15 protein-coding genes are annotated in these 12585 nt (G+C 41.1%); 3 read left to right on the top strand and 12 right to left on the bottom strand.

The window, feature by feature from the left end:
• Position 1: 1 nt before the first annotated feature.
• The 8 genes from spoIIIAF to NIE32_RS10710 form a co-directional block, all read right to left on the bottom strand.
• Entirely contained in the window at positions 2-634 is a 633-nt protein-coding gene (gene spoIIIAF, locus NIE32_RS10745) for a stage III sporulation protein AF (RefSeq protein WP_253076893.1), read from the bottom strand.
• An 11-nt stretch (positions 635-645) separates the two neighbouring features.
• The gene (spoIIIAE, locus tag NIE32_RS10740) at positions 646-1845 is read right to left on the bottom strand and encodes a stage III sporulation protein AE (RefSeq protein ID WP_253076892.1); all 1200 of its coding nucleotides are present in this window, start codon (positions 1843-1845) and stop codon (positions 646-648) included.
• A complete protein-coding gene (gene spoIIIAD / locus NIE32_RS10735) occupies positions 1846-2253 on the bottom strand; it encodes a stage III sporulation protein AD (RefSeq protein ID WP_253076891.1) in 408 nt (135 codons plus the stop codon).
• Positions 2254-2258: 5 nt separating this feature from the next.
• Positions 2259-2462, bottom strand: a complete 204-nt coding sequence (spoIIIAC, locus tag NIE32_RS10730; protein WP_253076890.1) for a stage III sporulation protein AC — start codon at positions 2460-2462, stop codon at positions 2259-2261.
• A 43-nt stretch (positions 2463-2505) separates the two neighbouring features.
• Positions 2506-3018: a stage III sporulation protein SpoIIIAB gene (gene spoIIIAB, locus NIE32_RS10725; RefSeq protein WP_253076889.1), complete on the bottom strand. Its 513-nt coding sequence runs from the start codon at positions 3016-3018 to the stop codon at positions 2506-2508.
• On the bottom strand, positions 3018-3971 hold the full coding sequence (spoIIIAA, locus tag NIE32_RS10720) for a stage III sporulation protein AA (protein ID WP_253076888.1): 954 nt from the start codon (positions 3969-3971) through the stop codon (positions 3018-3020). The genes spoIIIAB and spoIIIAA overlap by 1 nt, the downstream gene beginning before the upstream one ends.
• Positions 3972-4346: 375 nt before the next feature.
• Complete coding sequence (gene efp / locus NIE32_RS10715; protein ID WP_253076887.1) at positions 4347-4904, bottom strand: elongation factor P; 558 nt, start codon at positions 4902-4904, stop codon at positions 4347-4349.
• 227 nt (positions 4905-5131) lie between these two features.
• Positions 5132-5644 carry a YqhR family membrane protein gene (locus NIE32_RS10710; RefSeq protein WP_253076886.1) on the bottom strand — a complete coding sequence of 171 codons (513 nt, stop codon included), beginning with the start codon at positions 5642-5644 and terminating at the stop codon, positions 5132-5134.
• A gap of 531 nt (positions 5645-6175) precedes the next feature.
• Here NIE32_RS10710 and NIE32_RS10705 point away from each other — a divergent pair.
• Positions 6176-7126 (top strand): DUF1385 domain-containing protein, encoded by a 951-nt coding sequence (locus NIE32_RS10705; RefSeq protein WP_253076885.1) that lies wholly within the window; start codon positions 6176-6178, stop codon positions 7124-7126.
• 20 nt (positions 7127-7146) lie between these two features.
• Entirely contained in the window at positions 7147-7554 is a 408-nt protein-coding gene (locus NIE32_RS10700; RefSeq protein ID WP_253076884.1) for a hypothetical protein, read from the top strand.
• 86 nt (positions 7555-7640) lie between these two features.
• On the opposite strand, the gene NIE32_RS10695 is transcribed toward NIE32_RS10700, so the two are convergent.
• Both NIE32_RS10695 and mntR read right to left on the bottom strand, forming a co-directional pair.
• Positions 7641-8528: a patatin-like phospholipase family protein gene (locus NIE32_RS10695; RefSeq protein ID WP_253076883.1), complete on the bottom strand. Its 888-nt coding sequence runs from the start codon at positions 8526-8528 to the stop codon at positions 7641-7643.
• Between the two features lie 117 nt (positions 8529-8645).
• Positions 8646-9077 (bottom strand): transcriptional regulator MntR, encoded by a 432-nt coding sequence (gene mntR / locus NIE32_RS10690; protein WP_253076882.1) that lies wholly within the window; start codon positions 9075-9077, stop codon positions 8646-8648.
• A 194-nt stretch (positions 9078-9271) separates the two neighbouring features.
• Here mntR and NIE32_RS10685 point away from each other — a divergent pair, with 194 nt between their 5' ends.
• On the top strand, positions 9272-9649 hold the full coding sequence (locus NIE32_RS10685; RefSeq protein WP_253076881.1) for a rhodanese-like domain-containing protein: 378 nt from the start codon (positions 9272-9274) through the stop codon (positions 9647-9649).
• A 112-nt stretch (positions 9650-9761) separates the two neighbouring features.
• Here NIE32_RS10685 and gcvPB read toward each other — a convergent pair whose 3' ends face one another.
• Positions 9762-11225, bottom strand: a complete 1464-nt coding sequence (gcvPB, locus tag NIE32_RS10680) for an aminomethyl-transferring glycine dehydrogenase subunit GcvPB (protein ID WP_253076880.1) — start codon at positions 11223-11225, stop codon at positions 9762-9764.
• Positions 11218-12573, bottom strand: a complete 1356-nt coding sequence (gene gcvPA / locus NIE32_RS10675; RefSeq protein WP_253076879.1) for an aminomethyl-transferring glycine dehydrogenase subunit GcvPA — start codon at positions 12571-12573, stop codon at positions 11218-11220. The genes gcvPB and gcvPA overlap by 8 nt, the downstream gene beginning before the upstream one ends.
• Between the last annotated feature and the right edge of the window lie 12 nt (positions 12574-12585).

The raw sequence follows: 12585 nt of genomic DNA, 5'->3' as shown, positions 1-12585 counted from the left end.
TTCAATCCCCTCCTTCCATGTGTACTGTGATGAGTCTCTTATTGAGTGCCCATCGTTTTGCTAGGAAGGAGCGGACCTTATTCATCTCATTGTGTTCATGCACCGTTTGTTTTGAGTTATCTGGATCGTCTAGGTTGATCGATACATTCTTAACGGGTTGAATGGTCCGAATTCCGGATTCCTGATCGCGATGGTTGCGCGTTGTCTTTTCAAGAATGACAGTGACGTTGTCGACAGACATCTCCTGCCGATTTTTTTGCTTTGCAGAAACGTCCATATGTGTGATTTGTAATCCGTATTTCTCATTCAACTCCTCCTTCACCTGATCATTCATTTGGACAGCCACTTGTTCTTGAATATATGCGGCTTGTGCGTTTTCTATTTCTTTTTTTTGACGAGCTGTCTCTTTTTTAATTGAATCATCCTTCTGCTCAATGGCGAGACCGTTAAGCAATTGATCTGGATGAATTTGAAAGATTTTGAGAACGGGATCCAGGAGAGCTACAACAAGAATAAGACCGATAACAAACTTGATGTATTTCTGAAAAGTACCGGTTGGGATTAACAACTCGAGGATGACTGCAAAAAGTACAATAAGAATAATCTGCGAAATCCAGTTCACAAGATAGCTCATATACGCCCTCCTTATCGCACCATTAGCGTTAAATTACCGGAAGCGATAATAATCGTCATGGCTAAGAAAAACATCAGTGTAACGACAGCGAGCGATGCAAAAAGGTAGAAAATACTTTTCGCCATAATGACCAAGCAATCGATCACCGGACCGCTTCCAAGTGGTTGAAGGACTGCTGCTGCTAAATTGTAAATGAAGGCTAAAGAGAGAATTTTCAAAAGTGGAAAAAGAGTAATGCAAAGAAGAATTAATAACCCTGCAATACCGATCGTATTTTTGAGCAGAACCGAAGCTCCCATGACCGTATCTGCCGCCTCTGTGAACATTCGGCCTACTACCGGTATAAAATTACCGGTAAAAAATTTTGCCGATTTTACCACCAACCCATCTGAGATTGATGTTGCCGCACCCTGAACGGAAATTACACCGAGAAAAATTGAAAAAAAACCGGCAAGTGTAAACAGTGCAACATTTTTCATGAGCTCACTAAGCTTGGTCAATTTGTAATGATCTGAGAACGTGCTGACAATCGCTAATAATGCAGACATAAGAAGTAGTGGAATAACGACTGTAGAAATAAGCCATCCGGCTGTATTGACAAGAAAAATAACCAAAGGATGAAAAAAAGCGACAGAAGCAATCCCACCTGTTGCAGCAGTCAATGCTAGGATAAGAGGAATGAGTGCGACGAGAAATTGACTCATTGCACCAACTGTGTCATTGGTATAGTTAATGGCAAGACGGAAACTGTTCATGAGCAAGATCACCAACACAAGCGTCACGACAAAATAGGCAACTTTTGAGACCGCTTTATGTTCAAATGCGGATTGAATCGTCTGAAGGAGTGTGGCAAAAACAGTAAGTAAAATTAGGGTGCCAAGTAATTTGCTACTCACGACCAGCTCATTCAGAAAATAGCGAACTAGGCCCTGCATCAGTTCTTTGAAAAAACCTTGTTTATCCGATTGAACAAAGCTCTTAAAGTTTTGTTGTGTTTCCGGTAGAAAACCATGGTAGTCGGTGATCACTTTATTCCAATAGTTCTCAATTTGTTCGGTATCTATTTTATCCAGTTGCTGAGACGACCATTTATTCAAATCACTTTCTGGTTGAGCTGCTGAGGCGGGCTTGTCTAGACATAGAATACATAGAGCAACAGCGAGAGCAATTATGAATCTGTGAATGTATCGTTTTTTTATCTTGCAGAACATTCAACCCCCTCCCATTTGTGGCATCAAATTCATGATCGTCTCAACAATTGCTGTTAGAATTGGAATCGCCAAGACAAGAATAATTAATTTGCCCGCTAGTTCAATCTTTCCTGCCATAGAAGCTTGTCCTGCATCACGAGCGATTTGCGCACCAAATTCAGAGATATAAGCAATACCGATAATCTTAAGGATTGTTGCCACATAGACATTATTCAAATGTGCACTCTGTGCCATGCCGGTCAACATATTCATGACCCGTTGAATCTGATCGATCATCATGAGTAAAATGACAATTCCTGCGACTAAGGTAACAAGCAAGGCAAATACTTGATTTTTTTCTTTTAAGAGCAGCACGATAAAGGTGACAGCGAGCCCCAAGCCGACGATTTGAAGAATTTCCATCAGCAAGTCACCTACATATAAAGAAATACTTGCCGTATTTTTTCAAACAAATCGTCAATTAATGTTGCTACCATATACAAGATCACAACAAATCCGATAAGGGTCACCCATTGTGCCCAATCATCTTTGCCCATTTGCTTCAACACGGTTTGAATCATAGCAACAATAATGCCGATACCCGCGATTTGGAATATTGTATTCACATCAAGTGACATTGGAACTTCCCCCTCTCTTGCATCACTAGGATCGGAATGTGATTTAGATGAACAGTAAAATAAAAAGAATACCCGTCAAGAAACCAATACTTCTGAATAATTTCTCATTTGCTTTTTGAGACTGCCGAGCATCCGTTTCTTCACGTTCCAAATGGGATAATGCCAGTTGGATATGCTTTTTTTGATTTTCTGCATCCTCTGTACCAAGTGTTGAACCAAATTGAAGCACTATTTCCTTTTCAGGTCGTTTCATTGAAGTCATCGGCCAAAACCGTTCAATAGAATCGGACCAAGCCGATTGCAAGGTTTGCTTGTCTCGCTTCAGATGCTGAGTGAGCAATTGAAAGAAAGTCTTAATTGGTGCGGGCAATTGCTTGGACAGATCAACTGCCATTTGATCGACTGGAACTCTTCCGTATACAATTTCTGCCTCGATAGACTGAAGGGCAGAACGCCACTGACGTATTTCCCTTGGACGGTCTCTGTACTGCCTGGCGAGCAGAATGCCTATTGCAGTTGACGCAAATAAAATGATGAGTGAACCAATGAGTTTCATTACTGCCAAATCCCTTCTGTCGCAGTCATTTTTCGTCCTAATTGATCCAGGATAATGATTCGGCAACCCGTTTTATTTGAATAATGCCGACGTGACAAAATGACATAACGGTCAAATAACTGCGCATCAATTAAGGGCTTAATTGAAGGACGGTGAGATAATTGTTCAAAGGTAAAGCCATGCGCGGTTGCCATCACTGTGACACCGGCATTTAACGCTTCAAAAAGTGCCGCTGTATCGTCTTTACCACCAATTTCATCCACAACCATAACTTCAGGACTCATCGAACGAATCATCATCATCATTCCTTCTGCTTTTGGACAGGCATCCATGACATCCGTTCTCATCCCAAGTCTATTCTGCGGCACACCCTCTACACATCCAGCAATCTCTGAACGCTCATCGACGATCGCTGTCTTTCTTGATGAGATGTAACGCTCAGGGATACCTTCACTGATCAGACGGGCAATGTCCCGCAACATCGTCGTCTTTCCTGTTTGCGGTGCACCGATGAGCAACGTGTTTAACCATCGCTGCCGATTATACAAATAAGGAACAAGAGGTAGAGCTGCACCAATCTTCTGTTTCGCCAATCGTATATTAAAAAAAGTAACATCACGAAGTCTGAGCACGCGTCCTTGCTCGGTAAGCACGCGTCCGGAAAGTCCGATCCGATGTCCGCCGGGAATCGTCACATAGCCACGCTTTAGCTCTTCTTCAAGCGTATAGATTGAATAGTTACCAATTTTTTGAAGTAACTGTTTTGCCTGTTCTTTTTGGAACACAGGCATTGTTGTATGATCTGTAGGGACCCATTTTTGTCCAGCTACAATCAATTCAAGAGGTCGCTCTGTTCGGCAACGAATTTCTTCAAGCATCTGTTGATCCTTCTCAGGCAGATGAAGGAGTATTTGCTGAACTGATTCTGGTAAATACGGCAAAATTTGATCCATTATTATCACCTAGACATCTTGAGTATTGAACACGTTCTTCTCAAACTATATGCGGGCTTGTACGCAATATGCTTAGCGACCACAAACATTATCGTACTTACCAGGACGCATTCGTTGATCTCAGAACTTGAAAGAAAGGGAAAGTGAATAGGACTCACAGATGTGAGTCCTATTCCTTGAAATTCTCTCAAATTCTTTCCATGAGAAAAAGGGTGCAAAAAGCACCCCGTCCTTATTTTGCATTGATTATGCTTTGATTGTTCGCTCGGCGCAGGCGTCTCAGATCTTCGCTGCATCTTAAGCAGAACATTTTGTACTTTATTTTCTCATAAAAAAACAGCCTCCGAAGAAGCTGTCGTAGAAATTTAGATTATCTCATGCTCGAGATACATATAATCCAGAACGTGTATCAATGACGAGTTTGTCACCGGCATTGACGAAGAATGGTACACTGACGACATAACCAGTTTCAAGCGTTGCTGGTTTCGAACCACCGGATGCCGTATCCCCTTTGATCCCGGGTTCTGTTTCTGTTACTTCAAGAACAACCGTATTCGGAAGTGCTACTCCAAGCGTTTCACCTTGATAGGATTGAATGTTCACTTCCATATTTTCTTTCAAGAAGTTCAACTGTTCCGTAATTTGACTTGCATCGAGTTCAATTTGTTCATAAGATTCCATATCCATGAATGTATAAGCCGATCCGCTTGCATAGAGATATTGCATTTTGCGGTTTTCAATACGGGCTGGATTAACTTTTTCACCACCACGGAACGTCTTTTCTTGGATAGCACCAGTTCTGAGGTTTCTTAATTTCGAGCGTACAAAAGCCGCACCTTTGCCTGGTTTCACGTGCTGGAATTCAATGACAGAGAGAATATCTCCATCAACTTCAATAGTCAAACCTGTCTTAAAATCATTTACCGAAATCATAAGCTTCCTCCTTTAAATGCGCTGCAAGTTGCCAATGAGGACTATCCTCGCTTGTCTCTATAAAGAAGATAAAACGATGGCTAAAAGCGACAATTCTTGTGCCCATGAAAAAAGCATTATTTCCAAACTCAGGAAATTAATGCATTGAAGACCGTACCATAGGCGATTTCGCTTGCATCGTCGATCCTGTGCGCAGACAAATTCACTCTTGCAATTTTACCACAGCATTACTGATTTGAATAGGCATTCTTCCCTGAATTTTCCTCAAAGTCAAATGAAATCGAGTACCCTATAAATAATCCGTATAAGGCGTACAAACACAGTGTCGTTGTGGCCGTATTCCAACCAAGTTCAGTGAATTTAGGGAGTCCGGCAAGTAAGGGCTGTAAAAGGATGAATACAATCGCCCAGAGCATCAATCCGAAACCTATAGCGATCCAAATGGATCTCAACCGTGCAAGTGCCACTCGATAAAGCCAAGCAATAGGTATTGATAGAATACTTATCGTGACGATCGCAAGTAATTGGCCGTAAATGGTATTTCTCCAAGTCCAAAAGGAAAACGGGGCAAACACTAAATGAGGACCAACCTTAGAAAAATTAAGAAGATGGCAAATCAGCCCGGCAATTGACCAAATCAATCCACCAAAAAATCCTATAATAGACACTCTGCCCAATGATTTGACGATGGGATGCTTTTCTTTTTGTTTCGGATGAGCATTCTTTTTTCTTCTAGCCATGACTCTTCACCTTTCTTGAAATTTTCATAGCTTTCAGTATGCCCATTCATGGAAAAAGCATGTACCAAAAGAAAAAAACAAGAGATAAGGTTCAGATTCCAATTGAAAAAGAAAACATTGATCTGTCAATTTAAAGAATTTAGTCTTACGACCTAAATTATCGGGAGAATATACCAAGGTGTCCAAAAATCAGCATCAATAAAGGATTTTTATCCTAATGCCGATTTCTTGTTGGCATAATTATACAGCCACCATTAATCGAAAATCCTTTAACATCAAGGATTTTCATGACCTTGGTGAAAACACGGGAATGCAGGTTACGATTTAGTATAATTGCCGTCTACAGTCATGATACTTTGTTAGTGCAAATTTATCTTTCATATATGTGCAATTTAATAGTGAAATTGACAACATTGATCAGTTTCTGTTGCATTAATCTAGAGGTTTTAAGTAAATTCGGTTAGAATAAATATAGGTATAAGAAAAAATAGGTACTTTAAATTTTCCACAAGAAATCGGGCTGATAAAGTTATGGCAAAAATTCTTCCTATATATGGCGGTCAAGCAGTGATCGAAGGCGTCATGATGGGTGGCAAATACACAACGGTCACTGCAGTACGTAGAAACGATCAATCAATCACTTACTTTGAGGCACCAAAAAAAGAATTCCAGTCATTGACTCTCTTAAAGAAAATACCGGTTATCCGGGGCATTGTTGCCATCATTGAAGCAAGTGCGATTGGTACCAAACATTTAAACTATGCTTCCGAGGTGTATGACGAAGAACCGGGAAAAGAAAAGGTCGTGGAAGAGCGTGCTCACAAAGGGTTCCATTTGGAAACTATGATTGGATTAACCGCACTTGGCATTCTTTCATTCTTGTTCGCAAAATTCATTTTCACGCTTGTTCCGGCGTTAATTGCTCACTTATTTGAACCAATCATCTCCGGCTCTGTTGCACAAGTTTTATTGGAAGGATTCTTTAAAATTCTCCTCCTCTTTAGTTATGTTTATTTTGTATCATTAACACCAATAATGAAAAGATTGTTCCAGTATCACGGTGCCGAGCATAAAGTAATAAATACTTATGAAAGTGGAGACGCACTTACAGTTGCAAATGTGAAAAAGCATTCAAGACTCCATTATCGTTGCGGATCAAGCTTTATTATGTTTACAGCGATCATAAGCATCTTTCTTTATTTCTTTGTACCAACGGATCCTTTGTTCTTGAGAATTGTTTCTCGAATCGCACTTATTCCTCTTGATTTAGGTCTAGCCTATGAGATTCTCAAATTAACGAATAAAGTTCGTCATATTCCTATTCTTAGATGGCTTGGCTATCCCGGTCTCTGGGTGCAACTTCTAACCACAAAAGAACCTGACGAAAAACAAATTGAGGTAAGTATTTGTGCCTTTGAAGAGATGCGGCGTAGAGATTCGGTCATTGAAAAAAATCAAGCACTTGTACGCCAGGTGCTTTAACTAACCGGAGGTGAATGTCCGTGAGAACATTTTTATACTCCTTTGGCTTCATGGTGATCGGTGGGCTTGGATTATTCGGTTTGCTCTCCTTATTTTTGCCCAGTCAGAAGACCGTCATCATCACCCAATTAATTATTGTTACGCTCATTATCGTTATTGGTTTGTTTTTCTTTCGACGCCTTACCGAGTGGACTGGAAGTGGAGAACAAGCAAGATATCGAAAGGCTGCACGACAATCGCGCAAAAGAAAAAACTTATCAACTTTTAACCGCAAAACACGCATCCTTCATCAATCTCAGAAGTTAAAAGTCATTAAGAATGGGCCGTATGGATTGAAAGATTTAACGCATCAAGCCGCAAAAAATCATGGACATTTAACTGTGATTGAAGGAAGAAAAAACAAGAAAAAGAAACGACTATTATTTTGATCGTCATGTTACAGGTTCTTTGAAAAAAGGATTGGCTTTTCGCCAATCCTTTTTTCATGCAAGAATAATCATCAGGAAGAATCCTGTTAATAAGACCACTTCTTCAGAAATGTTCGAGCGCCATCTTCACCAATTTGAAATAATCGCTCCCTTTCTTCCAATGAGATCTGGAAGTCTTTTGTCTTTACTTTATCTACAGGTAAGAAGACAATATTTGTCCCCTTAAATTTTTCTATGGTACGATCATCATGTGCATTCCTCATTGCTTTAAATAACCCGCGAAACAATTCGGGAGCGTTCTTTATTTTTACATATTCCTTAAACTCTGCTTCCTTCTCAATGATTTGTAAACCAAGAAACGGACGCGCTGGAAGCTCATCCTCTTTATTATAGAGCCAGAGTGGAAAGTTACTGAGCACACCTCCATCAACGATTAATGACTTCTGTCCGTTAACATCATACAGCGGGACCGGTTCAAAAAAGAATGGTAAGCAACAACTCATACGCACTGCCTTGGCTACGGAGAAATTGTCCGGATCAAGACCATAGTCCGGTAAATCATCAGGAAGAACAACCAGTTTTGCTTTACTAACATCTGAGACAATAATTTTGAGACAATCTTTTGGCAGATCTGAAAAGGATTCTATACCTTTTACTTTTAATAAGTCTGCAATCCATTGTTCAAGATAATCGCCACTAAATAACCCCATTTTAAAATAGAAACGAAACCATTTTAAGAATGGAAATCGTACCTTTCTCGAAGGTTCAAGCAACTTATCTGTATCCATCGCGCTCATTACCCTCTTCAAATCAGTGGAAGTATATCCTGCAGCAACCAATGCAGCAACAATTGACCCTGCACTTGTTCCTGCTGTGCGTTTAAACTCATATCCTGCTTGCTCAAGTACTTGAAGCGCTCCTGCAAAAGCAAAACCTTTGACCCCTCCACCTGAAAATACAGCATCAATCCACAAAGGCGCTCCCTCCTTACTAACATTAAATGAATCGTAAAGAAAAAAGAGACCGAAAGATTTTCATCTTCCGGTCTCTCTATATCAAATGAACAAAGAAAGTAGTGAAGAAGAAATCAATTACTCTTCCTCTTCTTCACTTCTCTCCTTTATTTCAAATAGTTGACTCACACGGTTTGGATCCTCTTCGAAATATTGAACGACATCACCAATTCGGTCGATTGAGTCCCAACTGAGATGGTGTTCGATCCCTTCCACATCTTTATAAACATTCTCCTCATGGACACCAACCAGCTTCAAAAAGTCCTCGAGTAATTCATGTCTATATACGAGTCTTTTTCCCATTTTCTTGCCCTTAGGTGTTAAAATAAATCCACGATATTTTTCATAAATCAGATATTGATCCTTATCTAATTTTTGGACCATTTTGGTTACTGAGGATGAATGAACGTCCAACGCTTCAGCAATATCAGAAACTCTTGCATAGCCTTTATCTTGTATTAACCAATAAATACGCTCAATGTAGTCTTCCATACTCGGAGTAGGCGACATCGTGTCTCCCCCTAACGACAACCCTTTTTTACTCTCCTCATCGTACTATAACAGTACCTAAAAAACAAGGAAATACCAATGGCTATAAGGATAATTACTTGATTGATCCGCCAATCAAAGCGTTTCCACATCTTTCAATCGAGCCTCTAAATCGTTATAATGGAACTTGAAATGAATTAGGGGGACGAATAGTCATGGGCTGGATTTTCTTACTTGCAATGATCATCGCATATTTCGGCTATTTTTTCATCGCCAGATATGTACAACGCCGCTATCTGACCACATTATCAGAAGTGGACTTTCGCGCTGGATACAGAAAGGCACAATTAATTGATGTCCGTGAACCTGATGAGTTTAAAAACGGTCACATTCTTGGTGCGCGGAATATCCCACTGACGCAATTGAAAATGCGCCAGACAGAAGTGCGCCACGATATGCCAATTTATCTCTATGATTCGAATGGTACTCGGAGTGCGCGTGCGGCTGCAGTTCTAAGAAAATTGAAATACAAAAATTTATATCACCTAGAAGGCGGATTTAAGAAGTGGAACGGAAGAATTAAAAAAGGATAATCGTTCTCACATTTTAGCTCATCTTCTTCAATTGCACAAAAAGAAACGCGTTTCGTATTGAAACGCGTTTCTTTTTGTATTTTACTCAATCGTCCATTCTACTTTATTTGCCTCATTGTTTGAGGTAACGAAGAACAGGATGACGTGCCGCTTGCGTCTCATCGAGTCGCCCGATTACGGTTTTATGTGGTGCTTCCTGAACAGTCTCAGGATGCTCTTCCGCCTCTTTTGTAATCGCAATTAAGTGATCGGCAAATTCATCAAGGGTTTCCTTAGATTCGGTTTCCGTTGGCTCAATCATTAATGCTTCATCAACAAGCAGTGGGAAGTAAATCGTTGGCGGATAATATCCGAAATCCAGCAACCGTTTGGCCATGTCCAGCGTACGCACACCCAATTTTTTCTGTCTACTACCAGAGAGAACAAATTCATGCTTACAGAGCTGTTTGAATGGTGTGTCAAAGTGATCTGTGAGCCGCTTCAGTAGATAGTTGGCATTAAGCACAGCGTCTTTTGAGACTTGGAATAGCCCTTTTCCACCCATGGTTCGAATATAGGCATATGCACGAACATTAATACCAAAATTCCCATAAAACGCTTTTACTCGACCAATAGATTGTGGACGATCTTCGTCAAATCCATAGCTGCCGTCTTCCTTCTTCACGATTAATGGTTTTGGTAGAAATGGTTCGAGTTCCGCTTTAACGCCGACAGGTCCTGAACCAGGACCTCCACCACCGTGTGGTCCCGTAAATGTTTTATGCAAATTCAGGTGAACTACATCATAGCCCATATCCCCAGGCCGTGTAACACCCATGATTGCGTTCATGTTTGCCCCGTCATAGTACACTTTTCCTCCGGCTGCATGAACAATTTCCGCAATCTCTTGAATATGTGTTTCAAATAAACCTAAAGTATTTGGGTTCGTCAACATGAGCGCGGCTGTTGTCTCATCTGCTACACGTTTGAGATCTTCCAAATCGACAAGGCCGTTTTCATCGGATTTAACCGTAACTGCTTCAAACCCTGCAACGGCTGCCGATGCCGGGTTCGTCCCATGAGCAGTATCCGGAACAATGACTTTCGTTCTCTTTACATCACCATTAGCTTCATGAAATGCGCGAATAATCATCAGCCCGGTCCACTCACCATGGGCGCCAGCTGCAGGTTGCAAAGTAACTGCATCCATACCTGTAATCTCTTGCAAATTTTCTTGAAGACGATAAAGCAACTCGAGGGCACCCTGCACGGTTTGTTCATCTTGATAAGGATGGATATGAGCCAAACCACTTAGGCGAGCCACTACTTCGTTAACCTTTGGATTGTACTTCATTGTACACGAACCAAGCGGATAAAATCCGTTATCGACACCAAAATTTCTTTTTGATAGTGCCATATAATGCCTTACGAGTTCCAATTCTGAAACTTCCGGCCAATTCGGTTCTTCCTTACGCAGATAATCGTCACCGACCATTTCATTGATCGGCAGTTCAGGTATATCTAAAGCTGGCAAGCTATAAGCAGTTCTTCCTTTTTTGCTCCGTTCAAAAATAAGCGGCTGATTCTGATTATCCACGAATAATCCCTCCAAGTGCTTCAGCGAATTGATCAATCTCTGCTTTTGACCGCATTTCGGTAACAGCGACAAGCATTTTATTTTCACAGTGACTGAAGGATTTAGCTAAGTCATAACCACCAATCATCCCCTGATCGAGGAGGGCACGATTAACTTCAGATACTGGTCGCTTGCAATCCACAACAAATTCATTGAAGAACGTATGGTTATCACAAACCGTTACGCCTTCTTCGGAGAGTTTCTTCGCAGCATAATGTGCTTTTTGGATATTCTGCTCCGCAAGCTCACGAATGCCTTTCTTACCAAAAGCATTCATCGCAACTGATGAAGCAAGTGCATTCAAGGCTTGGTTTGAACAAATATTTGAAGTCGCCTTTTCGCGGCGAATATGCTGCTCGCGTGCCTGTAATGTTAGAACATATCCACGTTGTCCCTTGTCATCAACGGTTTCTCCAACAAGACGCCCGGGAACCTTACGAATCAATTTTTTCGAAACCGCAAAATAACCACAGTGTGGACCGCCAAAGGATTCGGAAATTCCGAGTGGCTGGCAGTCGCCAACAACGATATCCGCATTAAAGTCACCAGGCGGTGTCAGGATGCCCAACGCGAGCGGGTTGCTTGCCACAATTAATTGTGCACGTTTTGCATTGTGCGTCATTTCTTCAATGTCTTTTAGAGGTTCAACGTGACCGAAGAAATTTGGATATTGTACAATGACACAGGCTGTCTCATCATTAATTGCCGCTTGAAGCGCTTGTACGTCCGTTTCACCATCTTTTGAAGGAATGGTAACCACGTCAAGCCTTCTCCCATGTGCGTATGTCGCGAGTACTTGCCGATATTCGGGATGAACGGTCTCTGAAACAACAATTTTCTTATTACGTGTTACCCCACTGGATAATAGAGCTGCTTCCGCAAGCGAAGTTGAACCATCATACATTGATGAGTTTGCAGCTTCCATACCCGTGAGTTCGCAAATCAGTGATTGAAATTCAAAGATAGCTTGTAGTTCGCCTTGTGAAACCTCAGCTTGATATGGGGTATAGGCTGTGTAGAATTCTCCTCTTGAAATGACACTATCTACAACCGAAGGAATGTAATGATCATAAATCCCCGCGCCTAAAAATGAAGGGTAGTCGCTGGTACTAACATTTTTTTTCGCAAGCCTGGACAGAAAACGAATCAATTCAGGTTCTGAAAGTTGTGGTTCTAGATTTAATTCACCTTTAAAACGAATTTTTTCCGGTACATCGGAGAAAAGCTCCTCGTCTGATTGAACACCGATGACATCAAGCATTTCCCGACGATCTTCATCCGTTACCGGCAAATAACGGTATTGTGACATCTCATAGCCTCC

It is taken from the genome of Sporolactobacillus kofuensis (assembly GCF_024125425.1).
Classification (GTDB): Bacteria; Bacillota; Bacilli; order Bacillales; family Sporolactobacillaceae; genus Sporolactobacillus; species Sporolactobacillus kofuensis.
This window is presented reverse-complemented; position numbering and strand designations above follow the sequence as displayed.

Coding starts and splice junctions, on each gene's coding strand:
- spoIIIAF (WP_253076893.1), bottom strand. CDS start 634: ATGAGCTATCTTGTGAACTGGATTTCGCAGATTATTCTTATTGTACTT.
- spoIIIAE (WP_253076892.1), bottom strand. CDS start 1,845: ATGTTCTGCAAGATAAAAAAACGATACATTCACAGATTCATAATTGCT.
- spoIIIAC (WP_253076890.1), bottom strand. CDS start 2,462: ATGTCACTTGATGTGAATACAATATTCCAAATCGCGGGTATCGGCATT.
- spoIIIAB (WP_253076889.1), bottom strand. CDS start 3,018: ATGAAACTCATTGGTTCACTCATCATTTTATTTGCGTCAACTGCAATA.
- spoIIIAA (WP_253076888.1), bottom strand. CDS start 3,971: ATGGATCAAATTTTGCCGTATTTACCAGAATCAGTTCAGCAAATACTC.
- efp (WP_253076887.1), bottom strand. CDS start 4,904: ATGATTTCGGTAAATGATTTTAAGACAGGTTTGACTATTGAAGTTGAT.
- NIE32_RS10710 (WP_253076886.1), bottom strand. CDS start 5,644: ATGGCTAGAAGAAAAAAGAATGCTCATCCGAAACAAAAAGAAAAGCAT.
- NIE32_RS10705 (WP_253076885.1), top strand. CDS start 6,176: ATGGCAAAAATTCTTCCTATATATGGCGGTCAAGCAGTGATCGAAGGC.
- mntR (WP_253076882.1), bottom strand. CDS start 9,077: ATGTCGCCTACTCCGAGTATGGAAGACTACATTGAGCGTATTTATTGG.
- NIE32_RS10685 (WP_253076881.1), top strand. CDS start 9,272: ATGGGCTGGATTTTCTTACTTGCAATGATCATCGCATATTTCGGCTAT.
- gcvPA (WP_253076879.1), bottom strand. CDS start 12,573: ATGTCACAATACCGTTATTTGCCGGTAACGGATGAAGATCGTCGGGAA.